This window comes from Pseudomonas sp. PI1, assembly GCF_000812405.1.
Lineage (GTDB): Bacteria > Pseudomonadota > Gammaproteobacteria > Pseudomonadales > Pseudomonadaceae > Pseudomonas > Pseudomonas citronellolis.
The window spans coordinates 168,133-195,111 of the sequence record NZ_JWMC01000011.1; the positions used below are offsets into that span (position 1 = coordinate 168,133).

Below are 26,979 nucleotides of genomic sequence, written 5' to 3' on the forward strand. Positions count from 1 at the left end.
CGAAATCGAAACTGATTGCTGCCCGGTCGACCCGTGCCGCCGCCAGCCCCGCCTGAGTACCTGCCGCCTGTATGCGCCTGGCCTAGGGCTGCCCGTCGCGCTCGTCCTGCTTCTGGTAGTGCGCCAGGATCATCCGCGCCGGGATCAGCGCCGCCAGGCCCAAGGCGCCGCACAGGGTGATGATGCTGGTGGCGGTGGGGTCTTCCAGGCTGTCGCCCAGGGCCGCCAGGCCGATGGTCAGCAGGATCATCACCAGGCCGAACCATTGCGCCATCTGCGCCCAGCGCAGCAGCATGGCGCGGCGCGCCTCGTGCAGGTGGAAATCCGGGTGGCTGTGGTGCCGCATGCTCGTATCCTCCTCTTGTTCTCGCACCAGCCTACGCCGCTGGCGGCGTCGGCGGCGGCGGCCGGCCGAGCGGTAGGCGCTGGGGGCGCTTTCTTCGCGTGAGGGCATCGCTCGCAGTTGACCGGTTGCGCCGCGCTGAAAACTTCGGCGCAGGCCTGCCATGTACGCACAGGTACAGTAAAATGCCGGCCCCCTTACAAACGGCAAGGCCCGACCTTCATGTTCAAGACCTGGCGCGACAGCTACTGGAAACGTTGGCTGGAACGGCACGATACCGAGTTCCGCAGCGGCGTCAGCCAGCTGGGGCGCAGTAAGCGCCTGATCGTCGAGGCCCCCGCGCGCATCGGCGAGGCCGATTTCAAGCTGCGTGACCAGGAACTGCACATCGGCGCCTTTGCCGTATTGCGCAAGACGCTGTTCCACCGCGTGTCGCACATCGGCCGCTATGTCACCACCGGCCAGGACTCGCGCGTCGGCCTCGGCGCGCGGGCCCACCCGCTGGACTGGCTGAGCACCAACTCCGTGCAGTACGAGCCGGGCTTCTTCGACCGTTTCGACGCGCCGCGGCTGCGCTACGAAAGCGTGGGCGACAGCGATACCTGGATCGGCAACGACGTCTTCATCGGCGAGGGCGCGGCGGTGCTGAGCGGGGTGAAGGTCCACGATGGCGCCGTGGTGGCCGCTATGTCGGTGGTGACCCGCGACGTGCCGCCCTATGCCATTGTCGCCGGCTCGCCGGCGAAGATAGTGCGCTACCGTTTCGCGCCGGACATCTGCGAACGCCTGCAGGCCAGCCGCTGGTGGGACCTGGCGCCGCAACAGGTCGCGGCCCTGCCGATGAACCGCATCGAGGACGCCCTGGAGCGTATCGAGGCCTTGCGCGCCAGCGGCGAGGCGCAGGACGCGCTATTCCCCCGGGTGGAAATACGCCGCCAGGGCTGCCGCGTGCTGGCCGGAGGGTAGGGCGCCGCCACCACGGCCGCCGCGTGATCCATTTCGAGCGAACCTTGCAGCCATCCCACCTGTCAGAGGTCCGTATCGGAAAACATACAAAGGATCACGGACCCCATGTTGAAGCGTTGGCGCAACAGTCACTGGAAGCACTGGCTGGAAGGCTACGACATCGAATTCCGCAGCGGCGTCAGCCGCCTGGGGCGCGGCAAGCGCCTGCTGGTCGAGGCGCCGGGCAGCATCGGCGAGGCGGAGTTCAAGATCTACCGGGACGAGATGCACATCGGCGCCTTTTCCACCATCCGCGCCACCAGCTTCCACCGTATTTCGCACATCGGCCGCTTCAGCTCCACTGGCCAGCTCTGCCGCATCGGCCTGGCCGCCCGGGCGCACCCGATGGACTGGCTGAGCACCAGCTCGGTGCAGTACGAGCCGGGCGTGTTCGACCGCTACGACACGCCGCGCCAGCGCTACGAGGACACCGACGCCGACACCTGGATCGGCAACGACGCCTTCATCGGCGAGGGCGCAGTGGTGATGAGCGGGGTGAAGATTCACGACGGCGCCGTGGTGGCCGCCATGTCCGTGGTGACGCGTGACGTGCCGCCCTACGCCATAGTCGCCGGCTCGCCGGCCAAGGTGGTGCGCTACCGCTTCCCGCCGGACATCTGCGAGCGCCTGCAGGCCAGCCGCTGGTGGGACCTGGCGCCGGCGCAGATCGCCGCGTTGCCGTTGCAGCGCATCGAGGAGGCGTTGGAGCGTGTGGAGGCCTTGCGGGCCAGCGGCGAGGCGCGGCCGCCGATCTATCCGAACATCGAAATCCGCCGCCAGGGCTGCCGCCTGCTGTCCGAGGGGCCGGCCAGCTCGTGAAGCGCGGGGCGGCACTGCTGCGCCGCCCCGCACGCAAGCGCCCAGGGGCGCTCAGCTCCGGCTCTGGGCCAGTCGGTAGAGTTGCCGAGCTTCCGCCGCCATCGGCAGCAGGGCCGAGACCAGGCGGGCCTGGCCTTGTACCAGCGGCATTTCGTCGGGGCAGTCCGCCAGCAGGCAGAGCAGGTCTTCCAGGGCTATCAGGCGACGCTCGGCGGCTTCGTACAGATGCTCGGCGGGGGCGCTGGCATCGACGAACAGCACGTCGTCGTGGGGTTGCGAGAGGGTGGTGACGGGTTGCAGGTCAGTCATGGTGCGCCTCCAGGGTGTGGAGGGCGAAGTACGGATAGTGCATGTTCCATTGCTCCTGAGCGGGATCAAGAGCCGCCTCCCGGAAAAGGGAGGCGGACCGTACGGGGGTAGGATACCGCAGCAAAGGAGACGGCAGGCCCGAAGGCCTCCCCGGACGGCCCGCCATGGAACGTGAGTGCATACAACGATGGACCGACTGCTCTCACGGCTACGACGCACCACCCTTTACTGCGGGATCCTACCCCCGACCACAACAAGGTTGCGGCAGGGCGGAATCTATCCAGCGCCCTCGTAGGACCTCAAGGCGATTTCAGCGTGGGAATTTTCACGAAGGGTAGCGGCGCGGAACCGGCCGAATCGCTATGCTCGACGCCATGAACGGCCAGCTCCCCCTCCGCCAACCCTGCCCGCCGGGCGCCTGCGATTGCGGGCGCGAGGCGCTGCTGGCCGAGCCCCATGGTGACATCCGCATCCTCCTGCTCACCCGCCAGGAAGAGCAGCGCCTGGTACAGCGCCTGGAACAGCTCAAGGACCTGGCCGACCTGCAGCACATGCAGCAGCGCATGTACGAACAGCTCGGCCTGCGCCTGAGCATCGCCCCCGGCTTCAACGAGGTGCGCAGCATGCGCGGTCTCGACATCCGCATCGCCGCGCAGCCCGGCCTGTGCCGCAAGACTCGCCAGGCCATCCCCGCGGCCATCCGCCGGGGCCTGGAACGCACCCCGGAAATCGCCTGGCGCCTGCTCGACTCCTTCGACCTGCTGGGCGGCAGCCACTAGGGGCGTGCATTTTCCCAAGGCTTTGCTAATGTCGTTAGGCAGGAGATGGCATTCCTCCTCTAACCGCCCCCCGGCTGATGATGCCTACGCATAACCCTTCATGGGCGGCGTAGGCATTGTTCTGCTGTCCATGGTTTGCCCGTGGACAGCGAACATGCCCAACCCATCCCGTTCCGCCGCTTTTCCTCTTGCGCTCCGCGCCGTCCCCCGGCTTCAGCGGAGCCGCCGCCATGACTGAGATCTGGGCCCAGGCCGCCCTGTGGCTGGGGCTGGCGCTGCTGGCGACGCTGGTGTCGATCTTCCTGCGCATCGCCACGGCATTGTCGGAAATCGTCGTGGGGACCATCGCCCAGCTGATCATCGGCGCGCTGCTGGGCATGGCGGTGCTGCAGGGCGACGCCAGCTGGATCAAGTTCCTCTCCGGCGCCGGGGCCATCCTGCTGACCTTCCTGGCCGGCGCCGAGCTGGACCCGAAGGTGTTCCGCGCGCACTGGAAGCAGGCCACGGTCATCGGCCTGGTCGGCTTCGTGGTGCCCTTCCTCGGCTGCGCGGCGCTGGCGCGCTGGGGCCTGGGCTGGAACTCGCAGGCCAGTTGGCTGGCCGGCATCGCCATGTCCACCACCTCGGTGGCGGTGGTCTACGCGGTGATGCTGGAGCTGGGGCTGAACACCAGCGAGTACGGCAAGATCGTGCTGGCCGCCTGCTTCGTCAACGACCTGGCCACGGTGATCGCATTGGGGCTGATCTTCGCCCCCTTCACCCTGAAGACCGCCGGTTTCGCCGGGGCCCTGGTCCTGGCCGCGCTGTTGCTGCCGTGGCTCACCCCGCGCTTCTTCCGCCGCTTCGGCGGCCGGCCCTCGGAGCTGGAGGCCAAGTTCCTCATGCTCTGCCTGTTCGGCCTGGGCGCGGCGGCGACCTGGGCCGGCAGCGAGGCGGTGCTGCCGGCCTACCTGATCGGCATGGTGCTGGCCGGCACCGTGGGCAAGGACCACGCGCTGATCCGCCGCCTGCGCACCCTGACCTTCGGCCTGCTGACGCCGTTCTACTTCATCCGCGCCGGCTCGCTGGTGTCGCTGCCGGCCCTGGCCGCCGCGCCCGCGGCCTTCGTGCTGCTGTTGCTGGTGAAGATGCTCACCAAGCTGGTGGGCGTGTACCCCACCTGCCTGGTCTACGGCTCGCCGCGCCGGGAAGGGGCCTACACCACGCTGCTGATGTCCACCGGGCTGACCTTCGGCACCATCTCGGCGCTGTTCGGCCTGGCCCACGGGCTGATCGACCAGGGCCAGTATTCGGCGCTGGTGGCCGCGGTGATCGGCAGCGCCGTGGTGCCGACGCTGATCGCCAACGCCTTCTTCCTGCCCCGGCACCTGCTGCCCAAGGGCGATGCGGAGGAGGAGGGCGCCGCCCCGCCGGCGGAGCCCGCGCGCCACGACGACTTGCGCCCGCAGACGCGGCGCAGAGGAGGTGAAGCATGATCAAGCGCATCCTGGTGGCCTACGACGCCTCCACCGCGGCGGAGCTGGCCCTGAACTTCGCCAACGAGCTGGCCGAACGCTTCGGCGCCGGCCTGCACATCCTCTCTGTGGCGCAGCCGCCGGAGTTCGGCGACGAGGTGGAGACCGAGGCGGTGATCGAGCGCTCCCGCGCGCATTTCCACCACGCCTTCAAGCTGCTGGGCTACAGCCGCCTGCCGGTCGAGGAACGGCCGACCACCCACGTCTCGGTGGGCCGCCCGGCCGAGCAGATCGTGCGCTACGCCGAGGAGCACCACATCGACCACATCGTCATCGGCCACCGTGGCCACTCGGGCTTCGAGCGCTGGCTGCTGGGCTCGGTGGCGCGCCAGGTGATCGACCACGCGCCCTGCGCGGTCACGGTCATCCGCGGCTGAGCGGCCGGGGGAGGAAGCGACATGCTGCAGATCGACATTCCCGGGCTGGGGAGTTTGCAGTTGAAACACATGATCTGTGACTACAACGGCACCCTGGCGGTGGATGGCCGGATGATCGACGGGGTGGCCCAGCGCCTGGAGGCGCTGGGCCGCAAGCTGGCGCTGCACGTGGTCACCGGCGACGCCTTCGGCAGCGCCGAGGCGGAACTGGCGGCGCTGGACGTCAACCTGCTGGTGCTGTCGGAGAAGGACCAGGCCATTTCCAAGGAGGACTACCTGCGCACCCTGGGCCTGCACGGCGTGGTGGCCATCGGCAACGGCAGCAACGACCGCTACATGCTGCAGCAGTCGGCCCTGGGCATCGCGGTGATCGGCCCGGAGGGCGCGTCCTCGGTGGCCATCGGCTCGGCGGACCTGGTGGCGCTGGACATCCTCTCGGCCCTGGATATGCTGACCCACCCGCAGCGTATCATCGCCAGCCTGCGCTGCTGAACCTTCGAAGGAGCAGGACGATGACCAGGATCATTCTGACCCGCCACGGCCACGTGGACTGGATCGCCCCGGAACGCTTCCGCGGCCGCGCCGAACTGCCGCTGTCGGCCCTGGGCCGGCGCCAGGCCGAGGCAGTGGCGCGGCGCATAGCCGAAAGCTGGCAGCCGGTGGCGATCTACACCAGCCCGCTGTCGCGCTGCATCGACACCGGCGCCGCCATCGCCCAGGCCACCGGCGCCCCGGCCCAGGCTCTGGAGGGCCTGGCGGATACTGACTATGGCCAATGGCAGGGCCTGACCCACGATGAAGTCCGCGCCCGCTGGCCGGAAGAACACCGCACCTGGCTGGAGGCGCCGGACCTGGCGGCCATCCCCGATGGCGAGAGCCTGGCCGACGTGCTGGCCCGGGGTACCCGTGTGCTGCGTGAGGTGTTGCGGCGTCATGCCGGGCAGACGTTGGTGTTGGTGGGGCATGACAGCATCAATCGGGTTCTGCTGCTGCAGGCGCTGGGGTTGCCGTTGGCGCGGTATTGGCGGTTGAAGCAGGAGCCTTGTTGCGTCAATGAGATTGGCGTTGAGGATGAGGTGTTTACGTTGTATCGGATCAATGAGACCTATCATCTGGTTGGGCTGAAGGCTGAAGGCTGAAGGCTGAAGGGGAGGCCGTTTTCAACGACGGATGATCGCGACGGAGTCCGCTCCTACGGTTCCAGGAAACACGACTTTTCGTAGGAGCGAGCTTGCTCGCGAACGGTGCTCGCCGGTGGTGTAGGTGCCGGGTTTAAGAGCCCCTCTCCCCAACCCTCTCCCTGAAGGGAGAGGGGGCTAGTCCGTGCCGAGAGAAGGTATGGTTTCAACCAGAAAGCACGGTGCCAGCCGGCTGACTCCAGAACATCAGACCCTGCCCAACGGTCCCCTCTCCCTTCAGGGAGAGGGTTAGGGAGAGGGAAAGGCGTCCAGCCAAAACACCGCAGCCACCGGTGAGCACCTGTTCGCGAGCAAGCTCGCTCCTACGAAGAGCACCTCGGCGGCTCCAGGGAGCCTAGGGCGTAGGAGCGGACTCCGTCCGCGATTGGATTCGCCGGCCATGCCGGACATCCCGGTGGTACGGCCAACGGCGGATAACCGCGAACGGTTATGCGCCCTACGGCGGAGTATCAGGATGACGCCGAAGTCTCCGCTCGCTCCGAACGGCCCCCTCTCCCTCCGGGAGAGGGCTGGGGTGAGGGGCCGGAGTCAACCCAATGCGCCATCGCCACAGTAAACACGGCTCGCGCGCAAGAACAGGGCGCCGCTTCGCGCCTACGAAAGCAGTGAGCACCTCAATGCCTGGAGGTCGGTGCCTTGCCAGTGGGCGTGCACGCCACCGATTCGTGGGTTTCCTCGCGGGTAACGACCTGGATGTCCAGCGGATCTGCGTAAGCGTCAGCTGGCAGGAGCGTCGCGGTCGGCCTTGCGCTTGCCCACGGTGCCCATTTCCACGGGGGTCTTCACGTAGAACAGGGCGAGGTCCTCGGCCTCCAGGCGTTCGAACAGGCGCTCGCACTCGTCTTCGGTGACGGCCAGGCAGATTTCCACCGGCTGGTCGGCCAGTTCGAAGAAGTGGTAGGAGTGCACCCGCCCGGCGTGGCCGAAACCTTCCGCGCCGACGACCAGGGTGGCGCCTTTGAGCTTCATGCCCCGGGCCAGGTCGACCATCCAGTCGGTGATCAGCTTGCCGCCGTGGCGGCGGCTCTGTTGGGTGAAGAATGTCACCAGGTAGCCTTTCATGATTGCGCCTCCGTCAGCGTGCGCCCAGCAATGTGTAGGTTAGAACGCCCGCGGCGGTTGCCAGCAGCGAACCTACGACGTGCACCGCGATTTCCCCCAGCGCCCAGGCCACGCGGCCGGTCTGCAGCAGCGAGAAGGTTTCCGCGGAAAAGGTCGAGAAGGTGGTCAGGCCGCCGCAGAAGCCGGTGACCAGCAGCAGGCGCCATTCCGGGCTGAGGGTCGGGTTGGCGGCGAAGAAGGCCACGGCCAGGCCGATGACGTAGCCGCCGATCATGTTGGCGGCCCAGGTGCCCGGCGGAATGGTGGGGAACAGGGCGTTGAGCTGCAGGCCGAGGAACCAGCGCAGCAGGCAGCCGATGGAGCCGCCGAGGACGATCACCAGGATGGATTTCAACATGCCGGCGAGCCCCCATGGAAAGAGGGTACGGGCGATGCGGGGGAGGGGAATGGGTGGGGTGTTGCGGTCACGGTCCGGTCCTTTTGCAAAAGGACAGGACGCACACCTACGCACCCTGTCCAGGGTTCACGTAGGCATCATCAGCACGGGGGCGGTTAAAGGAGGAATGCCATCTCCTGCGGCGAAAGCTAGCACTTTTGCCGCGCTGGGGGAAAGCCCCTGCGTGCGCCTTGCAGCCATGGGCCGAACAGGTTCTTCTAAGCTGCAACGGGTGACGCCCGGCGGGTATTCCGCTGGACCCCGGAGCCGCCTGCCTGCGCAGGGCCCGCGCTCCGCCAACGAGGAGGCATGATGGAGCCGTCGCAGCAGCGGGCCCCGGAGACGGCCGGCAAGACGGGCCGCGCCGCCTGGCTCAACGCCACGGTCGTGGGGGCGGGGGTGACCAGCGCCCTGGGCGATTTCTGCTACGAGACCACCACCGTGATCCTGCCGGGGTTCCTGGCGGTGCTCGGGGTGCCCGCTGCCGCGCTGGGCACCATCGAGGGCATCGCCGATGCCCTGGCCGCCTACACCAAGATGTTCTCCGGCTACATCGCCGACAAGCTGGGGCATCGCAAGCTGCTGGTGGTGGTCGGCTACGGGCTGACGCCGGTCGGCCAGGTGCTGCTGGCCCTGGCGCTGGGCTGGCCGCTGATCCTCCTCGGCCGGCTGGTGTCCTGGTTCGGCAAGGGGCTGCGCGGCCCGTTGCGTGATGCCATCGTGATCCAGGCGGTGACCGCCGAGACCCGCGGCCGGGCCTTCGGCTTCCATCGCGCGATGGATACTGTGGGAGCCGTGGCCGGGCCCCTGCTGGGCGTCGCGCTGCTCGGCTGGGCCCAGCAGTTGCACTGGGACGATGACAGCGGGCCGTTCCGCCTGGTGCTGTGGCTGAGCGTGATTCCCGGCGCGCTCGCCGTGCTGGCGTTCCTGACCCTGGTGCGCGACCCGCAGCATTCGCCGAACCCGCAACTGAAACTGCTGCAGACGCTGAAGGGCCTGCCCCTGCGCTTCAAGCGCTACCTGGGGGCGGTCGCGGTGTTCGGCGTCGGCGACTTCAGCCACAGCCTGCTCATCCTCGCCGCCACGCAGCTGCTGGCCGGCGGCCTGGGCCTGGTCCAGGCGGCGCAGGTGGCCGGCCTGCTGTACGTCTGGCGCAACCTGGTGCAGGTGCTGACGTCCTATCCCGTCGGCGCGCTGGCCGACCGCCTGGGCTCCCTGCCGGTGCTGGTGGCCGGCTATGCCCTTGGCGTCCTCACGGCGCTGCTGGCGGCCCTGGCCTTCTGGCTGCGGGTGGACAGCCTGCCGTTGCTGGTGCTGCTGTTCACCGTCGCCGGGCTCTACGTCTCGGTGCAGGAGGCCCTGGAGTCCACCGTGACCGCCGACATGGTGGAGCCGCAGACATTGGCCCTGAGCTATGGCGCGCTCGGCACGGTGAACGGCACGGCGAAGTTCATTTCCAGCGCCACCGTCGGGCTGCTCTGGAGCGCCGTCTCGCCGGTGCTCGCATTCGTCTGCGCCGCCGTGCTGATGGCCGCGGGCACAGCCGCGCTGGCCCGGCTGCCGGCCCGCGCCGGCTAGCCGCTGCGGCTTCAGGCCGGTTCGCCGAAGACCTGCGCATACAGGTCGGTGCCGAAGGCGGTGGCCAGCGGCTCGCCCTCGACGATGCGGAAGGTCCGCCCGCCGTCGTCCCGGCGTTCGGCGCGCAGGAACAGGCTGCCCGCGGGCGGCTCGCGGTAGAGGCTTTCGGCGAAGTCGTGGAGGTGGGTGACGAAGAAGGTCTTCACCCCGGCCTCGGCCAGGGCGCGCACGACCTGGCGGGCGATTTCCGAGCCTTCGCGCTCGTTGGTGGCGGCGAAGGATTCGTTGCACAGCAGGATGGAGCGCGGGCTGAGGTGGTCGACGATTTCGCTCATGCGCGCCAGTTCCTCGTCCAGCTTGCCGCGCCTCATGCTGGCGTCTTCCTCGCGCTTGTAGTGGGTGTACAGGCCGTCGCAGAGGTTGGCGCGCAGGCGCCGGGCCGGGACGAACAGGCCGCACTGCAGCATCAGCTGGGCCAGGCCGATGCTGCGCAGGAAGGTGGACTTGCCGCCCTGGTTGGCGCCGGTGATGACGAACAGCCGGCGGCCGTCGCCGGCCAGGTCGTTGCCCACCACCTGGCGCCGCATGTTCAGAGCCAGGCAGATGTCGTAGAGGCCTTCGAAGGCCTGCTGGTACTGCCCGGCGGGGGTGACCTCGGGGAAGCCGATTGCGCAGCGCAGCTCGCTCAGGCGCTCGCGCAGGTTCAGGCAGCCGATGTAGAACGCCAGCTCCGTGCGCAGCATCTCGAAGAAGCTGGTGATGTGCTCGGCGGCCTGGGCGAGGGCGTTGGCGACCTCGTTGGCGCCCCTGTCCTGCAGCTCCGCCAGCGCCGTGGCGCCGGTTTCGTCGCGCTCGGCGATCTCGTAGACATAGCTCTCCGGTTTCTTCTGCACCAGGCGCTGCAGCCAGTTGCCCCGGGGCTTGGGGTAGCGCCGCAGGCAGTAGTCCAGGCCGCGGTTCAGCGGGCCCAGGCGGGCGCTGACGAGGAAGCCCTTGCGCAGCTTGAGCTGCTCGAAATGCGCATTGAGTTCGGCGAAATACTGGTCGCTGATTTCCTCGCGGATCAGCCCGAACAGCTTGCCGAAGCCGTCCGAGGCGAAGCGCCCGGCCTGCTCGTCGGCCATCCGCCGCAGGCGCCGGAGCAGGTCGATCTGCAGGTGCAGCAGCTTCAGCGAGCGGTGCATGATGCTGCTGGGGTACTTGGTCATGAAGCTCAGGTAGACGTTTTTCTCCAGCCCCAGCACATCCAGCGCGAGCTGGTACAGGTCGCGCACCAGCGCCTGGTTGGCCAGGCAGTCGCGCAGCACCGCCTGGCGATGGCCGACCACTTCCGGGGTGCTGTCGAAGGCGGTCAGCAGGGCGCAGCGGGCGACCTGGCGGAGGAACTTGTCGTCGCCGGCCATGGCGTCGAACAGGCTGTCCAGGGCCAGGTCCTGGACCAGGTCGTCGGCGTGCAGCGGCGGCTGCCTGTCCAGGTCGAAGTCGGCCTGCGGGTACATGAGGTGGGCTTTCATGGCCGGATGCGCTCCTTCACGCTGGCGTAGGTGAGGCGGTGCTTGCGGGCGATGGAGAGGGCGTAGGACAGCCGGTCCGGCGGCTTGCGCAGGACCTTGAAGGTGCGCCGGGACGGGTCGTCCGGGTCGACGCAGCTCATCATGCTGACGATGGTCTCGCCCATCTGCGTCAGCTCGTAGATGAAGGTGACGCACACGCAGAGGGCGTCCAGTTCGATGATCCGCCCGAGGATCTTCTGGCCGAGGAAGGCGGCGTCGGCGGCGGTGGTCGAGGAGAAGATTTCGTTGATCAGCACCAGGCTGCGCTCGCTGGCGCCTTCGAGTATGCCGCGGGCGCGGAGCAGGTCGTCCTGCAGCTTGCCGCGCAGGTCGCCGGGGCGCTCCTGTTTCTCGAACAGGGTGAACAGGCGGTCGAAGAGGAACAGCTCGGCGGACCCGGCCGGCACCCGGCAGCCGATGCAGGCCAGGTAGTGCAGTTGGCCGAACAGGCGGGCGAAGGTGGTCTTGCCGCCCTGGTTGGGGCCGGAGACCACCAGGATGCGCTCGCGCCCGGCAAGCTCGAAGTCGTTGCACACCACCTCCAGCTTGTTGCTGTTGCGCACCAGGCGGCTGGCCAGGGCGAGGTCGAAGGCATTGCGGGCGAACACGGCCTTGCTGTCGGTGCGCACGCCGGGGAAGCAGAAGCTCATGCCGGCCTCCACCAGCGGCTGGATGTAGGCCAGGTACGCCAGGTAGAACTGCACCTCGCGGTCGAAGGCCTGCACGGTGGCGTCGAGGAAGCCGGCATGCCTGTCGCAGAATTCCGCCTGCTCGGCGAAGACCTCCGGGTAGAGCTGCGCCACCATGTCCAGCACCGCCGCCTCGACGTGGTTCATGCCCGGCCATTCGTTGAACTTGGCGTGGTAGTCGCGCACGTCGCCCTGGCGGAACTTGGCGAAGGTCCTGCCGATGGCCGTGCCGATGTCCTCGGTCGGCTCGTAGCGCTGGACGCGGACCTGGTTGCCGCTGATCAGCATCGAGTAGGTGACGGCGCCGAGCCCGTCGAGCAGGTGCCGGGTGTCGCCGGCCAGGCCGGTGAAGCGTTCCGAGGCCAGGTAGCGCCCCAGGTACGCCAGCAACCCGCGCAGGCCGCGCGACTCGAAGGGGCGGGCGGCCAGGGCCTGGGCCAGCTGGTTGAGCGTGGCGCAATAGACGCGCACCGCCTCGACGAAGCTGCGCTGCTGCTGGCGCGGGTAGTAGAGCTTCTCTTCCGGCACCAGGTGGCGGCGCACGGCGCGCATGCCGGCGGCGAAGGCCTGGAGGTCGGCGAGCAGGCCGGGGTCGAGCAGGTCGTGCATCACCTCCTGGCGGTAGACGATGGCGTCGAGGTCGTCCAGGTGGGTGTAGAAGAACGGCTCCAGGTCGTACTCGTGGCGGTCGGCGGTGATGGCGTCGACCACCTGGTCGAGGTTCAGATCCTTGAAGCAGGGCGGCGGCGCGCTGGCCAGGGGAGGGCGCCGGGCGCCGGGGAAGAGGATGCTGTGGAAGTCGCCGGCTTGTGTGTCCGCGACCTGCGGATCGAGCGCGGCGGTGCCGGAAAGCGGCTGCATGGCTGATGACATGATCCATTCCTCCGGGGGCGGATGTCGTCCGGGGTCATGCAGGCATCATCAGCACGGGGGCGGTTAAAGGAGGAATGCCATCTCCTGGGTTTCAACCCTAGCAGAATCCCATTGCGTCCGCCGGCGCTTGACGACAGACTTCATCCCTGATTTATTGAAACCGGTTTCATAACCCTTCCAGCAGAAGCGCATACAAAAGGATCGAAAGGGTGAACGACATGCTGCCGCCTGCCCGCGGGCGGGTCACCATCAGCGAGGTGGCCCGTGCTGCTGGCGTTTCCAAGGCCACGGTCTCGCGCTACATCGGCGGCGACCGGCAACTGCTCGCCGACGCCACCGCCCAGCGCATCGAGGCGGTGATCGAGCAGCTCGGCTACCGCCCCAACCGCATGGCCAGCGGCCTCAAGCGCGGCCGCACGCGGCTGGTCGGCATGCTCCTGGCAGACATCCGCAACCCTTACTCCGTCGCCGTGATGCACGGCGTGGAGACCGCCTGCCGCCAGCACGGCTACAGCCTGGTGGTGTGCAACACCGACCGCGACGACGAGCAGGAGCGCCTGCACCTGGAGGCGCTGCAGTCGTACAACGTCGAAGGCCTGATCGTGAACACCCTCGGCCACCACGCCGGCGAGCTGGCCAGCCTGGCCCGCGAGCTGCCCATGGTGCTGGTGGACCGCCAGTTGGAAGAGCTGCGCTCCGACCTGGTGGGGCTGGACAACGCCGATGCCGTGGAGCAGGCCCTGGACCACCTGCAGGCCCGCGGCTACCGCGACATCCTGGCGGTCAGCGAGCCGCTGGACGGCACCAGCTCGCGGCAGGAGCGGGTGGCCGCCTTCCAGGCCTCCATCGCCCGCCGGCCCGGCCTGCGCGGCCAGGTGCTGGAAACCGGCGGCGACCTGCGCGGGCAACTGGCCGCCTTCCTCGCCGGCGCCGGGCACGGCCCGCAGGCGCTGTTCACCTGCAACGGCGTGGCCACCCTGTGCGCCACCCGCACCCTGCACGAGATGGGCGTGCGCCTGTTCGACGAGGTCGGCCTGCTGGCCCTCGACGAACTGGACTGGTACCCCCTGGTCGGCGGCGGCATCACCGCCCTGGCCCAACCCACCGAGCGCATCGGCCAGGCGGCCTTCCAGTGCCTGCTGGAACGCCTGCAGGGGGCCACGCTGCCGGCGCGGCGCCTGGACCTGCGCGCCGAACTCATCGTCAGAGGCTCCACCCCAGCACGCGGCTGAAACCGGGGCGGTCCGGCGCCGCGATGGTTTTCGGCCAGAAATGAAACCGGTTTCATCCGGCTGAACGAGAAGGACAAGAACAATGCACGCGAACCCCGTATCCATCAGCCTGTCCAGTTTCGGCGCCGATGCCGTGCGCCAGCGGGGCCAGGCCGCCTACCTGGCGCTGCTGGCCGAGGCCGGCGCGAGCCGCGTCGAATGGCGCGAAGAACTCTTCGACGCGCTGCCCGATGCCGCCACCCTGGCCGCGGCCAGCGCCGCCCAGGGCCTGGAAAGCCTGTACTCGGCGCCGCTGGAGCTGTGGCGCGCCGACGCCAGCCTGGAGCCGGCTGTGGCCGAACGCCTGCGCCTGGCAGGGGAGGCCGGCGCCGTGGCGCTGAAGGTTTCCCTCGGCCACTACCGCGACGAATGTGACCTGGAGGCCCTGCGCCCCTTGCTGGCGCAGGGGCCGGCGCTGCTGGTGGAGAACGACCAGACCGCCCGGGGCGGCCGCGTCGAGCCGCTGCTGCGCTGTTTCCGCCGCGCCGCCGAGCTGGGCCTGCCGCTGGCCATGACCTTCGACATCGGCAACTGGCACTGGCAGGGCGAGTCGCCGCAGCGGGCCGCGCGCCTGCTCGGGCCCTGGGTGCGCTACGTGCATTGCAAGGCGGTGCGCCGCCGCGAGGATGGGCGCCTGGTGGCCATACCACCGCAGCCCGCCGACCTCGACGAGTGGGAGGCGCTGCTGGCGCGCTTCGCCCCCGGCGTGCCGCGCGCCATCGAATACCCGCTGGCCGGCGACGACCTGGCCAGCCTGATCCGCGAGCAGGTGGCGCAACTGGCGCAGCTGGGCCGCGCCGCGGAGGTGCGCCATGGCTGAACACGACGTGCTCTGCTTCGGCGAGACCATGGCCATGTTCGTCGCCGAGCAGTGCGGCGACCTGGCCGAGGTGGAAGGCTTCGGCAAGCGCATCGCCGGCGCCGACAGCAACGTGGCCATCGGCCTGGCGCGCCTGGGCCTGCGGGTGAACTGGCTGAGCCGGGTGGGCGACGACTGCCTGGGCCGCTTCGTGCTGGCCAGCCTGCGCCGCGAGGGCCTGGACTGCGACGGCGTGGAGGTGGACGCGCAGCACCCCACCGGCTTCCAGCTCAAGGCCCGCTGCGACGACGGCAGCGACCCGCGGGTGGAATACTTCCGCCGCCATTCGGCGGCCAGCCGCATGTCGCCGACGCTGCTGCGCCCGGGCCTGCTGCGCGCCCGCCACCTGCACGCCACGGGCATAGTACCGGCGCTTTCGGCGAGCTGCCGCGAGCTGTCCCACCAACTGCTGGACGCCATGCGCGCCGCCGGCCGCAGCGTGTCCTTCGACCCCAACCTGCGCCCCTCGCTGTGGCCGGACCGCGCCACCATGGTGCGCGAGATCAACGCCCTGGCGTCCAAGGCCCACTGGGTGCTGCCGGGCCTGGAGGAGGGCCGCCTGCTGACCGGCCGCCAGTCGCCCGAAGCCATCGCCGGCTTCTACCTTGAACGGGGCGTGGAGTGCGTGGCCATCAAGCTCGGCGCCGAGGGCGCCTACTTCCGCGACGCCGACGGCCGCGAAGGCGTGGTGCCGGCGCAGCCGGTGGCGCGGGTGGTGGACACCGTGGGCGCCGGCGACGCCTTCGCCGTGGGCGTGATCAGCGCCCTGCTGGAAGGCTGCGACCTGCGCCACGCGGTGGCCCGCGGCAACTGGTGCGGCAGCCGCGCGGTGCAGTCGCGCGGCGACATGGAAGGCCTGCCCCTGCGCCACGAACTCGAAGCCCACGACGCCCGCCTGCGCGCCTGAACCGGACCTTATAACCGCCGGCCCGGCCGGCACCTGTTGCGACAAGAACAACAAGCTCAGGAGAAATGCCATGCAGATCGACCGACTCGCCCCACGCCGCTGGTGGCACATCATGCCCATCGTCTTCGTCACCTACAGCCTGGCCTACCTGGACCGCGCCAACTACGGCTTCGCCGCCGCCTCCGGCATGGCCGAGGACCTGAACATCACCCCGGCGCTGTCCTCGCTGCTGGGCGCGCTGTTCTTCCTGGGCTACTTCTTCTTCCAGGTGCCCGGCGCCATCTACGCCGAGAAGCGCAGCGTGAAGAAGCTGATCTTCGCCAGCCTGATCCTCTGGGGCGGCCTGGCCACGCTCACCGGCATGGTCCACGACGTCTACCTGCTGGTGGGCATCCGCTTCCTGCTGGGCGTGGTGGAGGCGGCGGTGATGCCGGCCATGCTGGTCTACCTCTGCCACTGGTTCACCCGCGCCGAGCGCTCGCGGGCCAACACCTTCCTGATCCTCGGCAACCCGGTGACCATCCTCTGGATGTCGGTGCTCTCCGGCTACCTGGTGAGCCAGTTCGACTGGCGCTGGATGTTCATCATCGAGGGCCTGCCGGCGGTGCTCTGGGCCTTCATCTGGTGGCGCCTGGTGGATGACCGCCCGGCCCAGGCCAAGTGGCTGGACGAGGCCGAGAAGGCCGCGCTGCAGCGCGCCCTGGCCGCCGAGCAGCAGGGCATCAGGCCGGTGAAGAACTACCGCGAGGCGTTCCGCTCGCCCAAGGTGATCATCCTCTGCCTGCAGTACTTCTGCTGGAGCATCGGCGTGTACGGCTTCGTGCTCTGGCTGCCGTCGATCCTCAAGCAGGCCTCGGGCCTGGACATCGTCAGCGCCGGCTGGCTGTCGGCGCTGCCGTACCTGGTGGCGGTGCTGGCCATGCTCGGGGTGTCCTGGGCCTCGGACCGCCTGCAGAAGCGCAAGCGCTTCGTCTGGCCGCCGCTGCTGGTCGCGGCCCTGGCCTTCTACGGCTCCTACGCCCTGGGCAGCCAGCACTTCTGGGCTTCCTACGCGCTGCTGGTGATCGCCGGTGCCTGCATGTACGCGCCCTATGGGCCGTTCTTCGCCATCGTCCCGGAAGTGCTGCCGAGCAACGTCGCCGGCGGCGCCATGGCGCTGATCAACAGCATGGGCGCGCTGGGCTCGTTCTCCGGCTCCTGGCTGGTGGGCTACCTCAACGGCGCCACCGGTGGGCCCGGCGCCTCCTACCTGTTCATGTGCGGCGCGCTGCTGGCGGCCGTTGCCCTGACCGCCATCCTCAACCCCTCGCAGAAAGCCGAGCGCCTTCGTCCGGCGCTGGGCCACTAGGAAGATTCGACCATGAAGAAACGCATCGTCCTCTACAAGCGCCTGTCCGACGCGCTGATGCAGCGCCTGCAGGCCCACGCCGAGGTGACCCTGATCGAGGACCCGGCCGCCGACGGCCTGGCCCGCCTGCGCGCGGCGCTGCCCGGCGCCCAGGGCCTGCTGGGCGCCAGCCTGCGCCTGGACGCCGGGCTACTGGACCTGGCGCCGCAGCTGGAGGTGGTCTCCAGCGTCTCGGTGGGCGTGGACAACTACGACATCGCCGAGCTGGAGCGCCGCGGCGTGCTGCTCACCAACACCCCCGACGTGCTCACCGAGACCACCGCCGACACCGGCTTCGCCCTGCTGCTGGCCAGCGCCCGGCGGGTGGCCGAGCTGGACCGCTGGATCCGCGCCGGGCACTGGCAGGCCGGCATCGGCCCGGCGCAGTTCGGCTGCGACGTGCATGGCAAGAGCCTCGGTATCGTCGGTATGGGCCGCATCGGCGAGGCCCTGGCGCGCCGCGCCCAGGCCGGCTTCGGCATGCGGGTGCTGTACAGCGCGCGGCGGCCGCGGCCGGAGGTGGAGGCCCGCTACGGCGCGCGCCACCTGTCGCTGGATGCGCTGCTGGGCGAGGCCGACTTCGTCTGCCTGTGCGTGCCGCTGAGTGCCGAGACGCAAGGGCTGATCGGCGAACGCGAACTGGCGCTGATGAAACCCTCTGCCATCCTGGTGAACATCTCCCGCGGCCGCGTGCTGGACGAAGAGGCACTGCTGCGGGCCTTGCGCGAGCGGCGCATCCGCGGCGCCGGCCTCGACGTGTTCGTGCGCGAGCCGCTGCCGGCGGATTCGCCGCTGCTGCGGCTGGACAACCTGGTGGCGACGCCGCACATCGGCTCGGCCACCGAGGAAACCCGCGAGGCCATGGCCCGCTGCGCGGTGGACAACCTGCTGGCGGCCCTGGCCGGCGAACGCCCGGCGAACCTGGTCAACCCCGGCGCCTGGGCGCGTCGATCCGGTTGAACCGCCGCCTTTTCACCCGGTCCGACCCGTGACCGACCCTCTGCCTGCAAGGACACGCCCATCATGATCAAACCCGCCGCCCTGACCCTGCTGCTGTGCGCCGGCACCGGCCTGTTCGCCGGGCCGGCCAGCGCCGCCCAGCAATACGACCTACTGGTCGGCACCTACACCGGCGCCGGCAGCCAGGGCATCTACCGTTACCGCTTCGACAGCGCCAGCGGCCACATCCAGGCCGAGGCGTTGCAGGTGGTGCCCAGCGAAAACCCCTCCTGGCTGACGCTCAATGCCGACCAGACGCGCCTCTACGCCGTCAACGAGAACGGCCCCGGCGCGAGCGACCCGCTCGGCAAGGTCAGCGCCTTCGCCATCGACCCGGCCAACCACCAGCTGAGCCTGCTGAACCAGGTGCAAAGCCGTGGCGACGAGCCCACCCACTCCAGCCTGGCGGCCGGGGGTGGGCACCTGTTCGTGGCCAACTACGCGGTGCACCCGGACCCGGGCGGCAACCTGGCGGTGCTCGGCATCGACGAGCAGGGCCAACTGAGCGGTGTGGTGCAGCAGGAGCGCCACGGCGCCTCCCGCGTCAACCCCGAGCGCCAGGCCAGCAGCCACGTGCACTCGGTGGTCTCCGGGGTGGACGGGCGCTACGTCTACGTGCAGGACCTGGGCGCGGACAAGGTCTTCGTCTACCGCTACGACGCGGCCAACCGCGAACACCCGCTGAGCCCGGCGCAACCGGCGGCAGTGGACCTGCCGCCGGGCAGCGGCCCGCGCCACCTGCTGTTCAGCCATGACGGCCGTTATGCCTACCTGACCCTGGAGATGGCCGGGCAGATCGCCGTGTTCGAGGTACGCGACGGCCAGTTGCAACGCACGCAACTGGTGGACATGGCCGCCGGCCAGGACGCCGCGCACAAGGCTGCCGCCGCCGTGCACCTGTCGCCAGACGGGCGGTTCCTCTACGCCAGCAACCGTGGCAAGGCCAGTGAGCTGCTGGTGTATGCAGTGGATCCGGCGAGTGGCCAGTTGAAGGAGTTGCAGCGGCGCTCGGTGGAGGGCATCGAGCCGCGCGAGTTCAGCCTCGATCCCAGTGGGCGCTTCCTGCTGGTGGCGAATCAGAAGAGCAACCAGGTCGTGGTCATGCGCCGCGATCCGGCCAGCGGCAAGCTGGGGGAGACGGTGCAGAAGTTCGCCATCGACTCGCCTTCCGATTTGAAATTCCTGCGCTGAGGTCTCCCCAGCCTCTACCGCAAGCGGGAGAGTCCCATGCCTCCGGACCCGTAGGAGCGGACTCCGTCCGCGATTCGGATTTCCAGCCCCGTAGGATGGGTTGAGCGAAGCGATACCCATCACCCCGACAGCATGGGTTTCGCAAGCTCAACCCATCCTACGAAAAGCGCCCGTGCTTCCCTGTAACCGGCGCGCTTTCGATAGCCACCTATGCTTACCGACACGAACAACAGCCCCACGCGCCCGGCACCACCGGCCGCAAAAGGGGCGAGAAGACCTACACGACCTGATTGACCTGTTGGAAAAAGGAGAGACCCAGCCATGTCCAACGACGACCCAGCCGCCGCGCAACCGGCGCGGCGTGACTTCCTGCGCAAGTCCCTGGCGCTGATCCCCGTGGCCACCCTGGCCGGCACCGGCGTGGGCAGCGTGGTGCTCGGCGGCCCGAGCACGCCCGCGGCCGACCCGCAGCCCGCCGCCGAGCCGCGGCAGGGCGGCGCGCGCGCCTACCAGCCGACTTTCTTCACCGCCCAGGAATGGGCCTTCGTCCAGGCCGCCGTGGCCGTGCTCATCCCCACCGACGCGCTGGGCCCGGGGGCCGCGGACGCCGGCGTGCCGGAATTCATCGACCGCCAGCTGAACACCCGCTACGGCAGCGGCGGGCTCTGGTACATGCAGGGGCCCTTCCACCCGGATGCCGCGCCGGAGCTGGGCTACCAACTGAAGCTCAGCCCGCAGGAAATCTACCGCCTGGGCATCCAGGAGACCGATGCCTGGTGCAAGGCCAAGTGGAACAAACCCTTCGCCGAACTGGACGCGGCGCAGCAACAGCAGGCGCTGGAAGCCCTGGACGGCGGCAAGGCCGAATTCCAGGCGGTGCCGGCGGCGACCTTCTTCGCCATGCTCTGGCTGAACACCCGCGAGGGCTTCTTCAGCGACCCGCTGCACGGCGGCAACCAGGGCCTGGCCGGCTGGAAGCTGATCGGCTTCCCCGGCGCCCGCGCCGACTTCATGGACTGGGTGGAGCGCGACGAGCGCTATCCCTTCCCGCCGGTTTCCATCAGTGGCGAGCGAGGTTGAGGCAATGGCCCAGGTATTGAAGAAAGTCGATGCGGTCATCGTCGGGTTCGGCTGGACCGGCGCCATCATGGCCAAGGAACTGACCGAGGCGGGGCTGCAAGTGGTGGCCCTGGAGCGCGGCCCGGCCCGCGACACCTACCCCGACGGCGTCTACCCGCAGACCATGGACGAGCTGACCTACAACTCGCGCAAGAAACTGTTCATGGACATCTCCCGCGAGACCGTGACCCTGCGCCACGGCCTGAGCGACCTGGCCGTGCCCTACCGCCAGTTCGGCGCCTTCCTGCCCGGCACCGGCACCGGCGGGGCGGGGCTGCACTGGTCGGGCGTGCATTTCCGCGTCGACCCGGTGGAACTGCGCCTGCGCAGCCACTACGAGGAACGCTACGGCAAGGCCTTCATCCCCGAGGGCATGACCATCCAGGACTTCGGCGTCAGCTACGACGAGCTGGAGCCATACTTCGACTTCGCCGAGAAGGTCTTCGGCACCTCCGGCACGGCCTGGTCGATCAAGGGCCAGGTAGTGGGCCGCGACAAGGGCGGCAACCCCTTCGCCGCCGACCGCTCCAGCGACTTCCCGCTGCCGGCGCAGAAGAACACCGTCTCCGCGCAACTGTTCGAGAAGGCCGCCCGCGAGGTCGGCTACCACCCCTACAACCTGCCCTCGGCCAACACCTCCGGGCCCTACACCAACCCCTACGGCGCGCAGATGGGGCCGTGCAACTTCTGCGGCTTCTGCAGCGGCTACGCCTGCTACATGTACTCCAAGGCCTCGCCCAACGTGAACATCCTGCCGGCGCTGCGCCAGGTGCCCAACTTCGAACTGCGCAACAACGCCCACGTGCTGCGGGTGAACCTCAACGCCGAGAAGGACCTGGCCACCGGCGTCACCTACGTCGACGCCCAGGGCCGCGAAGTGGAGCAGCCGGCGGACCTGGTGATCCTCGGCGCCTTCCAGTTCAACAACGTGCGCCTGATGCTGCTCTCGGGCATCGGCAAGCCCTACGACCCGCTGAGGAACGAGGGCGTGGTGGGGCGCAACTTCGCCTTCCAGAACATCTCCACGGTGAGCGCCTTCTTCGACAAGGCCAGCCACCACACCAACCCCTTCATCGGCGCCGGCGGCAACGGCGTGGCGGTGGACGACTTCAACGCCGACAACTTCGACCACGGCCCCCACGGCTTCGTCGGCGGCTCGCCGTTCTGGGTCAACCAGGCCGGCACCAAGCCCATCGCCGGGGCCAAGGTGCCGCCGGGCACGCCCAAGTGGGGCAGCGCCTGGAAGGCCGCGCTGGCCGACAGCTACCGGCACATGCTGGCGATGGACACCCACGGCGCGCACCAGTCCTACCGCGACAACTACCTGGACCTCGACCCGCTGTACAAGGACGCCTACGGCCAGCCGCTGCTGCGCATGACCTTCGACTGGAAGGACAACGACGTGAAGATGAACCGCTTCATGGTCGCGCAGATGCGCAAGATCGCCGATGCCATGGGCGCCAAGGTGGTCACCGCGCCGATGAAGGAGTTCGGCCAGCACTTCGGCGCCACCGTCTACCAGACCACCCACCTCAACGGCGGGGCGATCATGGGCACCGACCCCAAGACCAGCGCCCTGAACCGCTACCTGCAGGTGTGGGACGTGCACAACGTGTTCGTCCCCGGCGCCTCGGCCTTCCCCCAGGGCCTGGGCTACAACCCCACCGGGCTGGTGGCGGCGCTGACCTACTGGTCGGCGCGGGCCATCCGCGAGGTGTACCTGAAGCACCCGGGCCCGCTGGTGCAGGCATAGGAGGCCGGAACATGAAGACATTCCTCAGCGCCGCCCTGGCCATGGCCGCCAGCACTGCGCTATACGCCGCCGATGCGACCGACCCGGCGCAGGTGAAGCAGGGCGAATACCTGGCCCGCGCCGGCGACTGCGTGGCCTGCCACACCGCCAAGGGCGGCGAGCCCTTCGCCGGCGGCCTGCCGATGGCCACGCCCATCGGCACCATCTACTCGACCAACATCACCCCGGACAAGACCGGCATCGGCAACTACAGCTACGAGGACTTCGAGCGCGCCGTGCGCCAGGGCATCGGCAAGGGCGGCAGCACCCTGTACCCGGCCATGCCGTACCCGTCCTATGCCCGCGTCCGCGACGAGGACATGCGCGCGCTCTACGCCTACTTCATGCACGGCGTGGCGCCGGTGGTGCAGGAGAACAAGGACAGCGACATTCCCTGGCCGCTGAGCATGCGCTGGCCGCTGGCGATCTGGCGCGGGTTGTTCGCCCCCGAGGTGAAGCCCTTCGCCGCCGCCGGGCAGGACCCGACCCTGGCCCGCGGCGCCTACCTGGTGGAAGGCCTGGGGCACTGCGGCGCCTGCCACACGCCGCGGGCGCTGACCATGCAGGAGAAGGCCCTGGCCGCCGCCGACGGGCCCGAGTACCTGTCCGGCAGCGCGCCGCTGGAAGGCTGGATCGCCAAGAACCTGCGCGGCGACCACAAGGACGGCCTGGGCAGCTGGAGCGAGGCGCAGATCGTCGCCTTCCTCAAGACCGGGCGCAGCGAACGCAGCGCGGTGTTCGGCGGCATGAGCGACGTGGTCGAGCACAGCATGCAGTACATGACCGACGCCGACCTGGCCGCCATCGCCCGTTACCTGAAGTCCCTGCCGCCGGTGAACCCCGACGACAAGCCGTTCCGGGAAGACCGCCAGGTCGCCGGGGCGTTGTGGAAGGGCGACGACGGCAAGACCGGCGCCGCGCTCTACGTCGACAACTGCGCCGCCTGCCACCGCACCGACGGCAAGGGCTACGCCCGGGTGTTCCCGGCGCTGGCCGGCAACCCGGTGCTGCAGAGCGCGGACGCCACCTCGCTGATCCACATCGTGCTCGACGGCAGCACCCTGCCGGCCACGGCGACGGCGCCGTCCACCTTCAGCATGCCCGGCTTCGCCTGGCGCCTGTCGGACCAGCAGGTGGCCGAGGTGGTCAACTTCATCCGCAGCAGCTGGGGCAACCAGGCCGAGCCGGTGGATGCCGGGCAGGTGAAGGCCTTGCGCAGCCAGCCCAGGCCGGAGCTGAAGGCGGCGACGTTGATCGGCGATACCACGGGGAAGGAGGCGCCGTAGGGGGCGCCGCCGGCGGGTCCAATCGCGGACAAGGTCCTACGACCGTGCTTCCTGGAACCGTAGGAGCGGACCTTGTCCGCGATAGCCGAAACCACCGGCGCGATTCGCGGATGAGATCCTACGCCTCCGGCAAACACCACACCCCGTAGGATGGGTTGAGCGAAGCGAAACCCATGCGGCCACGGTGATGGGTATCGCTTCGCTCAACCCATCCTACGAAAAGCACCCCGGCACCGCCGCCAATCCAAACCTCAATACCTGGGCAACGACTGAATCCGCGGATCGATCTGTTGCCTGGGAATCTGCTGGCGGCTGTCGCGTTCCTTGCAGTCCGTCTGCTGCCCGGAGGCGCAGTCCCGGCTGCTGCAGGCGGCCGTTCCCAGCGTCAGGACGATCAGCGTGGCGAGCGAGAACAGGATCTGCCGGCACATGGCGGGCCCTCCGCGAAGGTGGTGCTTAAAGCAAACACGCGAATGCCCGCGGGCGCCCGGGCGGGCGACGAGCGGAGGCGGGTGGTGCGACGAACTACAGGCTCGCCGTCAGTCATCAGTGCGCCACCGACCACCCATCCCCCCATCACGGCGCCCGGTGAACTCATTGCGCCGTTGCGCTGTCTGTCTGCTGTCGGCCCCCCGGGCGGCGGGCCCGGGCCCGCGCCAGCCGGGTGATTGCGCCGCGCCGATAGCAAGATCGTAGCCGCCCCGGAGCATCTGCCTGGCCGGCTTTTTACCGCGCCCGCTCGCCGGGGTTCGTTTATCGCCATGTGAAGATTGCCCATGTCCCTATCCCGTCATTTCCCCGCCTCCGTATCCCTTCCCACCCGCGCCCTGGGCGCCTGCCTGCTGGGTGGCCTGCTGGCGGCCGGCGCCGCGGCGCAGGCCGAGGAGGGCGCCGGCAATGCGCGCTGGGTGAGCGACAGCCTGACGACCTACGTGCGCAGCGGCCCCACCGACGGCTACCGCATCGTCGGCACCCTGACCTCGGGGCAGAAGGTCGAGCTGCTGAACACCCAGGGCGACTACAGCCAGGTGCGCGGCGAAAGCGGCAGCAGCGTGTGGATCCCCAGCCGCGACCTGCAGGACAAGCCCGGCCAGGCCGAGCGCCTGCCGCAGCTGGAGCAGAAGGTGAGCGAGCTGAGCGCTGAACTGGCGGGCATCAACGACAGCTGGAAGACCCGCGTGCAGGGCATGCAGGAAACCCTGGACTCGCGCAAGAAACTCATCGACGAACTGCAGGCGGCCCGCGCCGGCCTCGACGACGAACTCACCAAGGCCCGCTCCGAACTGCGCGCGGCGCAGGCGCAACTGGGCGACGAGAACAAGCAGGTGCTGATGCGCTACATGGCCTACGGCGGCAGCATCGCCGGCGCCGGGCTGCTGGTCGGGCTGATCCTGCCGACCCTGCTGCGGGTGCGGCGCAAGCGCAACGATCAGTGGATCTGAGGCGCTGGTTGCGGTGGGATTAGGGGGGGCCTTGGTTCAGCGAAGGCGCCCAGTCCAGGCTCCGCACCCTCACCCCAGCCCTCTCCCGGAGGGAGAGGGGCCGTTCGGCGTGGGCGGCGAGTTCGGAATCATCCTGAGCGCGTAGGGCGTATAACCGTTCGCGGTTATACGCCGTTGGCCGAAACGCCGAAGCGATTCTGGACCCGTAGGAGCGGACTCCGTCCGCGATTGGTTTGGCTAGACGGATGTGGGGGCAGGGCGCTTCGTGATTGCGTTTCATGCCGAACGGTTCCCTCTCCCGCTTGCGGGGGAGGGTTAGGGAGGGGGAGCGGAGTCAGGGTTGGCAGAGGTGTGTGGGGGGAGTCCGTAACCCTCTCCCCAGCCCTCGGCTGCGCGCCCCGCCCTGAAGGGAGAGGGGGCCGTTCGGGGCGGGAGGAAAATCCTGAGTCATCCTGAAACGCCTAACCATCCCCCGTCATTCCCGCGAACGCGGAAACCCAGTGACTGCGGGGTTCGCGAGCAAGCTCGCTCCTACGAAGAGCAAAAGCGGCTCTTGCTCTGGTTTTTGGTCTTCCAGAGCCAAGGGAAAGTGAAACGACCCACCGTCGTCTAGGCTATCTCCAAGCCCTGCCGGCCTCCCGCCGGCACGCGTGGCCGACCCTGCGCAGGTGTTTTCCACGGGCCGCGGCCAGCAACCCGAGGAGGTGCTTCCGTGAAAAACGCCGTCGCTTTCATCGGCAGGTGCGTGCTGGCAGGCCTGCTGGTCGTCCTGCCGATCTACCTGGCCCTGCTGCTCCTGCTCAAGGGCATCGCCTCGGCCGGCCAACTGGTCCGGCCCTTCACCCAGCTGCTGCCGGAGAGCCTGCCGGCCCAGCAGATATTGTCCGTGCTGCTCGTGCTGGTGATCTGCTTCGTCATCGGCCTCGCCGTGCGCACCCGCCTGGGAAAGCTGGCCCGAGGCCGGCTGGAGCGCTCGGTGTTCGAGCGCATCCCCGGCTACGAACTGCTGCGCAGCCTGACCCTGCAGGTGGCCGGCGAGAAGAACGACGGCATCTGGAAGCCGGCCCTGGTGGAAATCGAAGAGGCCCTGGTGCCCGGCTTCATCATCGAGGCCTTCGAGGACGGCCGCTACACCGTGTTCGTGCCCTCGGTGCCGACACCCTTCGCCGGCGCCGTGTACGTACTGGAGGCGCATCGCGTGCACCCGGTCGACGTGCCCTTCACCGAGGCGGTGAAGGTCATCACCAAATGGGGCTCCGGCGCCCGCGGCCTGGTGCAGGCCATGGAGGCGGCCCGTGGCCGGGAGTCGCCGCCCGGCGGCGGTTCCGCCTGACCGGCCGCCCGTCTCAGCGCCGGAAGTCGTCGGGCCCGTGGCGTTCGGGCACTTGCTCGTGGGCCTCGCCCCAGGTCCGGTTGACCTTGACCCCACGCTGCACGGCGGGGCGCTTGCCGATTTCGTCCGTCCAGCGGCGCACGTGGGTGTAGGTCTCGACGTCGAGGAACTCGGCGGCGGCATAGACCTGGTTGTTCATCAGCGCGCCGTACCAGGGCCAGATCGCCATGTCGGCGATGCTGTACTCGCTGCCGGCGACGTAGCGGTTGCTCGCCAGCTGCCGGTCGAGCACGTCCAGCTGGCGCTTGACCTCCATGGCATAGCGGTTGATGGGGTACTCGAACTTTTCCGGCGCGTAGGCGTAGAAGTGGCCGAAGCCGCCACCCAGGAAGGGGGCGCTGCCGACCTGCCAGAACAGCCAGTTCAGGGTTTCGGTGCGCCCGGCGATGTCGCCGGGGATGAAGCGCCCGAACTTCTCGGCCAGGTAGAGCAGGATCGAGCCGGACTCGAAGACGCGCAGCGCGGGCTCCAGACCGGTATCCAGCAGGGCGGGGATCTTGGAGTTCGGGTTGATCTCGACGAAGCCGCTGCCGAACTGTTCGCCCTGGCTGATGCTGATGGGCCAGGCATCGTATTGCGCGCCGTCCAGGCCCAGTTCCAGCAGCTCTTCGAGCAGGATGGTCACCTTGACGCCATTGGGCGTGGCCAGCGAATACAGCTGCAGCGGATGCTTGCCGCGTGGCAGGGGCTTGTCGTGGGTGGCCCCGGCGACGGGACGGTTGATGCTGGCGAAGGTGCCGCCGTTGTCCTTGTCCCAGGTCCAGACGCGCGGTGGAGTGTAGGTTTCGTTCGGCATG

The 26,979-nt window shown here is 69.0% G+C and carries 27 protein-coding genes and 3 riboswitches; of the genes, 19 read left to right on the forward strand and 8 right to left on the reverse strand.

What is annotated here, in order from left to right; translation table 11 throughout:
- Positions 1-82: 82 nt before the first annotated feature.
- Entirely contained in the window at positions 83-346 is a 264-nt protein-coding gene (locus RN02_RS04850; RefSeq protein WP_043313342.1) for a hypothetical protein, read from the reverse strand.
- 219 nt (positions 347-565) lie between these two features.
- On the opposite strand from RN02_RS04850, the gene RN02_RS34530 reads away from it, so the two are divergent.
- Positions 566-1,309 carry a CatB-related O-acetyltransferase gene (locus RN02_RS34530; protein ID WP_043313343.1) on the forward strand — a complete coding sequence of 248 codons (744 nt, stop codon included), beginning with the start codon at positions 566-568 and terminating at the stop codon, positions 1,307-1,309.
- Between the two features lie 105 nt (positions 1,310-1,414).
- On the forward strand, positions 1,415-2,167 hold the full coding sequence (locus tag RN02_RS34535) for a CatB-related O-acetyltransferase (RefSeq protein WP_009622644.1): 753 nt from the start codon (positions 1,415-1,417) through the stop codon (positions 2,165-2,167).
- Between the two features lie 51 nt (positions 2,168-2,218).
- On the opposite strand, the gene RN02_RS04865 is transcribed toward RN02_RS34535, so the two are convergent.
- The gene (locus tag RN02_RS04865) at positions 2,219-2,476 is read right to left on the reverse strand and encodes a hypothetical protein (RefSeq protein WP_052267646.1); all 258 of its coding nucleotides are present in this window, start codon (positions 2,474-2,476) and stop codon (positions 2,219-2,221) included.
- A gap of 362 nt (positions 2,477-2,838) precedes the next feature.
- Here RN02_RS04865 and RN02_RS04870 point away from each other — a divergent pair, with 362 nt between their 5' ends.
- The 5 genes from RN02_RS04870 (at position 2,839) to RN02_RS04890 (ending at position 6,285) form a co-directional block, all read left to right on the forward strand.
- Positions 2,839-3,255 carry a hypothetical protein gene (locus RN02_RS04870; protein WP_009622640.1) on the forward strand — a complete coding sequence of 139 codons (417 nt, stop codon included), beginning with the start codon at positions 2,839-2,841 and terminating at the stop codon, positions 3,253-3,255.
- Positions 3,256-3,287: 32 nt separating this feature from the next.
- Positions 3,288-3,349, forward strand: a riboswitch (Fluoride riboswitch).
- Between the two features lie 136 nt (positions 3,350-3,485).
- Positions 3,486-4,730, forward strand: a complete 1,245-nt coding sequence (locus RN02_RS04875; protein ID WP_043313344.1) for a cation:proton antiporter — start codon at positions 3,486-3,488, stop codon at positions 4,728-4,730.
- Positions 4,727-5,146, forward strand: a complete 420-nt coding sequence (locus RN02_RS04880; RefSeq protein WP_009622637.1) for a universal stress protein — start codon at positions 4,727-4,729, stop codon at positions 5,144-5,146. Before RN02_RS04875 ends, RN02_RS04880 begins: the two co-directional genes overlap by 4 nt.
- A gap of 21 nt (positions 5,147-5,167) precedes the next feature.
- Positions 5,168-5,638 (forward strand): HAD family hydrolase, encoded by a 471-nt coding sequence (locus RN02_RS04885; protein ID WP_043313345.1) that lies wholly within the window; start codon positions 5,168-5,170, stop codon positions 5,636-5,638.
- Between the two features lie 20 nt (positions 5,639-5,658).
- Positions 5,659-6,285: a histidine phosphatase family protein gene (locus RN02_RS04890; RefSeq protein WP_043313347.1), complete on the forward strand. Its 627-nt coding sequence runs from the start codon at positions 5,659-5,661 to the stop codon at positions 6,283-6,285.
- A 777-nt stretch (positions 6,286-7,062) separates the two neighbouring features.
- On the opposite strand, the gene RN02_RS04895 is transcribed toward RN02_RS04890, so the two are convergent.
- Both RN02_RS04895 and crcB read right to left on the reverse strand, forming a co-directional pair.
- Positions 7,063-7,407, reverse strand: a complete 345-nt coding sequence (locus RN02_RS04895) for a DUF190 domain-containing protein (RefSeq protein WP_009622630.1) — start codon at positions 7,405-7,407, stop codon at positions 7,063-7,065.
- 13 nt (positions 7,408-7,420) lie between these two features.
- Positions 7,421-7,804, reverse strand: a complete 384-nt coding sequence (gene crcB / locus RN02_RS04900) for a fluoride efflux transporter CrcB (RefSeq protein ID WP_043313349.1) — start codon at positions 7,802-7,804, stop codon at positions 7,421-7,423.
- A 124-nt stretch (positions 7,805-7,928) separates the two neighbouring features.
- A riboswitch (Fluoride riboswitch) is annotated at positions 7,929-7,990 on the reverse strand.
- A gap of 162 nt (positions 7,991-8,152) precedes the next feature.
- On the opposite strand from crcB, the gene RN02_RS04905 reads away from it, so the two are divergent.
- Positions 8,153-9,421: an MFS transporter gene (locus RN02_RS04905; RefSeq protein WP_236695155.1), complete on the forward strand. Its 1,269-nt coding sequence runs from the start codon at positions 8,153-8,155 to the stop codon at positions 9,419-9,421.
- Positions 9,422-9,432: 11 nt separating this feature from the next.
- On the opposite strand, the gene RN02_RS04910 is transcribed toward RN02_RS04905, so the two are convergent.
- Together RN02_RS04910 and RN02_RS04915 are read right to left on the reverse strand one after the other, a co-directional pair.
- Complete coding sequence (locus RN02_RS04910; protein WP_043313351.1) at positions 9,433-10,935, reverse strand: MutS-related protein; 1,503 nt, start codon at positions 10,933-10,935, stop codon at positions 9,433-9,435.
- Positions 10,932-12,536, reverse strand: coding sequence for a MutS-related protein (locus tag RN02_RS04915; RefSeq protein ID WP_082033715.1), 1,605 nt, complete (start codon positions 12,534-12,536; stop codon positions 10,932-10,934). Before RN02_RS04915 ends, RN02_RS04910 begins: the two co-directional genes overlap by 4 nt.
- 32 nt (positions 12,537-12,568) lie before the next feature.
- Positions 12,569-12,630, reverse strand: a riboswitch (Fluoride riboswitch).
- Positions 12,631-12,754: 124 nt separating this feature from the next.
- Between RN02_RS04915 and RN02_RS04920 the strand changes: the two genes are divergently transcribed.
- The 9 genes from RN02_RS04920 (at position 12,755) to RN02_RS04960 (ending at position 23,347) form a co-directional block, all read left to right on the forward strand.
- Complete coding sequence (locus RN02_RS04920; RefSeq protein WP_043272218.1) at positions 12,755-13,768, forward strand: LacI family DNA-binding transcriptional regulator; 1,014 nt, start codon at positions 12,755-12,757, stop codon at positions 13,766-13,768.
- 82 nt (positions 13,769-13,850) lie between these two features.
- A complete protein-coding gene (locus RN02_RS04925) occupies positions 13,851-14,627 on the forward strand; it encodes an AP endonuclease (protein WP_043313352.1) in 777 nt (258 codons plus the stop codon).
- Positions 14,620-15,573, forward strand: coding sequence for a sugar kinase (locus RN02_RS04930; RefSeq protein WP_043313355.1), 954 nt, complete (start codon positions 14,620-14,622; stop codon positions 15,571-15,573). Before RN02_RS04925 ends, RN02_RS04930 begins: the two co-directional genes overlap by 8 nt.
- Positions 15,574-15,643: 70 nt before the next feature.
- Complete coding sequence (locus RN02_RS04935) at positions 15,644-16,921, forward strand: MFS transporter (RefSeq protein WP_043313356.1); 1,278 nt, start codon at positions 15,644-15,646, stop codon at positions 16,919-16,921.
- Between the two features lie 12 nt (positions 16,922-16,933).
- Entirely contained in the window at positions 16,934-17,920 is a 987-nt protein-coding gene (locus RN02_RS04940; RefSeq protein ID WP_043313358.1) for a 2-hydroxyacid dehydrogenase, read from the forward strand.
- 63 nt (positions 17,921-17,983) lie between these two features.
- Entirely contained in the window at positions 17,984-19,150 is a 1,167-nt protein-coding gene (locus RN02_RS04945) for a lactonase family protein (RefSeq protein WP_043313360.1), read from the forward strand.
- Between the two features lie 321 nt (positions 19,151-19,471).
- Complete coding sequence (locus tag RN02_RS04950) at positions 19,472-20,230, forward strand: gluconate 2-dehydrogenase subunit 3 family protein (RefSeq protein ID WP_043313361.1); 759 nt, start codon at positions 19,472-19,474, stop codon at positions 20,228-20,230.
- Positions 20,231-20,234: 4 nt separating this feature from the next.
- Entirely contained in the window at positions 20,235-22,022 is a 1,788-nt protein-coding gene (locus tag RN02_RS04955; protein WP_043313363.1) for a GMC family oxidoreductase, read from the forward strand.
- Between the two features lie 11 nt (positions 22,023-22,033).
- The gene (locus RN02_RS04960) at positions 22,034-23,347 is read left to right on the forward strand and encodes a cytochrome c (RefSeq protein WP_043313365.1); all 1,314 of its coding nucleotides are present in this window, start codon (positions 22,034-22,036) and stop codon (positions 23,345-23,347) included.
- A 251-nt stretch (positions 23,348-23,598) separates the two neighbouring features.
- Here the strand turns inward: RN02_RS04960 and RN02_RS04965 are convergent, their stop codons facing one another.
- Positions 23,599-23,778, reverse strand: coding sequence for a hypothetical protein (locus tag RN02_RS04965; protein ID WP_043313367.1), 180 nt, complete (start codon positions 23,776-23,778; stop codon positions 23,599-23,601).
- A gap of 345 nt (positions 23,779-24,123) precedes the next feature.
- Between RN02_RS04965 and RN02_RS04970 the strand changes: the two genes are divergently transcribed.
- Positions 24,124-24,789, forward strand: coding sequence for a TIGR04211 family SH3 domain-containing protein (locus RN02_RS04970; protein ID WP_043313368.1), 666 nt, complete (start codon positions 24,124-24,126; stop codon positions 24,787-24,789).
- Positions 24,790-25,501: 712 nt separating this feature from the next.
- Entirely contained in the window at positions 25,502-26,122 is a 621-nt protein-coding gene (locus tag RN02_RS04975) for a DUF502 domain-containing protein (RefSeq protein WP_043313369.1), read from the forward strand.
- A 13-nt stretch (positions 26,123-26,135) separates the two neighbouring features.
- Here the strand turns inward: RN02_RS04975 and yghU are convergent, their stop codons facing one another.
- Positions 26,136-26,978 (reverse strand): glutathione-dependent disulfide-bond oxidoreductase, encoded by an 843-nt coding sequence (yghU, locus tag RN02_RS04980; RefSeq protein ID WP_043313372.1) that lies wholly within the window; start codon positions 26,976-26,978, stop codon positions 26,136-26,138.
- Position 26,979 lies beyond the last annotated feature (1 nt).

Coding starts and splice junctions, on each gene's coding strand:
- RN02_RS04850 (WP_043313342.1), bottom strand. CDS start 346: ATGCGGCACCACAGCCACCCGGATTTCCACCTGCACGAGGCGCGCCGC.
- RN02_RS34530 (WP_043313343.1), top strand. CDS start 566: ATGTTCAAGACCTGGCGCGACAGCTACTGGAAACGTTGGCTGGAACGG.
- RN02_RS34535 (WP_009622644.1), top strand. CDS start 1,415: ATGTTGAAGCGTTGGCGCAACAGTCACTGGAAGCACTGGCTGGAAGGC.
- RN02_RS04865 (WP_052267646.1), bottom strand. CDS start 2,476: ATGACTGACCTGCAACCCGTCACCACCCTCTCGCAACCCCACGACGAC.
- RN02_RS04870 (WP_009622640.1), top strand. CDS start 2,839: ATGCTCGACGCCATGAACGGCCAGCTCCCCCTCCGCCAACCCTGCCCG.
- RN02_RS04875 (WP_043313344.1), top strand. CDS start 3,486: ATGACTGAGATCTGGGCCCAGGCCGCCCTGTGGCTGGGGCTGGCGCTG.
- RN02_RS04880 (WP_009622637.1), top strand. CDS start 4,727: ATGATCAAGCGCATCCTGGTGGCCTACGACGCCTCCACCGCGGCGGAG.
- RN02_RS04885 (WP_043313345.1), top strand. CDS start 5,168: ATGCTGCAGATCGACATTCCCGGGCTGGGGAGTTTGCAGTTGAAACAC.
- RN02_RS04890 (WP_043313347.1), top strand. CDS start 5,659: ATGACCAGGATCATTCTGACCCGCCACGGCCACGTGGACTGGATCGCC.
- RN02_RS04895 (WP_009622630.1), bottom strand. CDS start 7,407: ATGAAAGGCTACCTGGTGACATTCTTCACCCAACAGAGCCGCCGCCAC.
- crcB (WP_043313349.1), bottom strand. CDS start 7,804: ATGTTGAAATCCATCCTGGTGATCGTCCTCGGCGGCTCCATCGGCTGC.
- RN02_RS04905 (WP_236695155.1), top strand. CDS start 8,153: ATGATGGAGCCGTCGCAGCAGCGGGCCCCGGAGACGGCCGGCAAGACG.
- RN02_RS04910 (WP_043313351.1), bottom strand. CDS start 10,935: ATGAAAGCCCACCTCATGTACCCGCAGGCCGACTTCGACCTGGACAGG.
- RN02_RS04915 (WP_082033715.1), bottom strand. CDS start 12,536: ATGTCATCAGCCATGCAGCCGCTTTCCGGCACCGCCGCGCTCGATCCG.
- RN02_RS04920 (WP_043272218.1), top strand. CDS start 12,755: ATGCTGCCGCCTGCCCGCGGGCGGGTCACCATCAGCGAGGTGGCCCGT.
- RN02_RS04925 (WP_043313352.1), top strand. CDS start 13,851: ATGCACGCGAACCCCGTATCCATCAGCCTGTCCAGTTTCGGCGCCGAT.
- RN02_RS04930 (WP_043313355.1), top strand. CDS start 14,620: ATGGCTGAACACGACGTGCTCTGCTTCGGCGAGACCATGGCCATGTTC.
- RN02_RS04935 (WP_043313356.1), top strand. CDS start 15,644: ATGCAGATCGACCGACTCGCCCCACGCCGCTGGTGGCACATCATGCCC.
- RN02_RS04940 (WP_043313358.1), top strand. CDS start 16,934: ATGAAGAAACGCATCGTCCTCTACAAGCGCCTGTCCGACGCGCTGATG.
- RN02_RS04945 (WP_043313360.1), top strand. CDS start 17,984: ATGATCAAACCCGCCGCCCTGACCCTGCTGCTGTGCGCCGGCACCGGC.
- RN02_RS04950 (WP_043313361.1), top strand. CDS start 19,472: ATGTCCAACGACGACCCAGCCGCCGCGCAACCGGCGCGGCGTGACTTC.
- RN02_RS04955 (WP_043313363.1), top strand. CDS start 20,235: ATGGCCCAGGTATTGAAGAAAGTCGATGCGGTCATCGTCGGGTTCGGC.
- RN02_RS04960 (WP_043313365.1), top strand. CDS start 22,034: ATGAAGACATTCCTCAGCGCCGCCCTGGCCATGGCCGCCAGCACTGCG.
- RN02_RS04965 (WP_043313367.1), bottom strand. CDS start 23,778: ATGTGCCGGCAGATCCTGTTCTCGCTCGCCACGCTGATCGTCCTGACG.
- RN02_RS04970 (WP_043313368.1), top strand. CDS start 24,124: ATGTCCCTATCCCGTCATTTCCCCGCCTCCGTATCCCTTCCCACCCGC.
- yghU (WP_043313372.1), bottom strand. CDS start 26,978: ATGCCGAACGAAACCTACACTCCACCGCGCGTCTGGACCTGGGACAAG.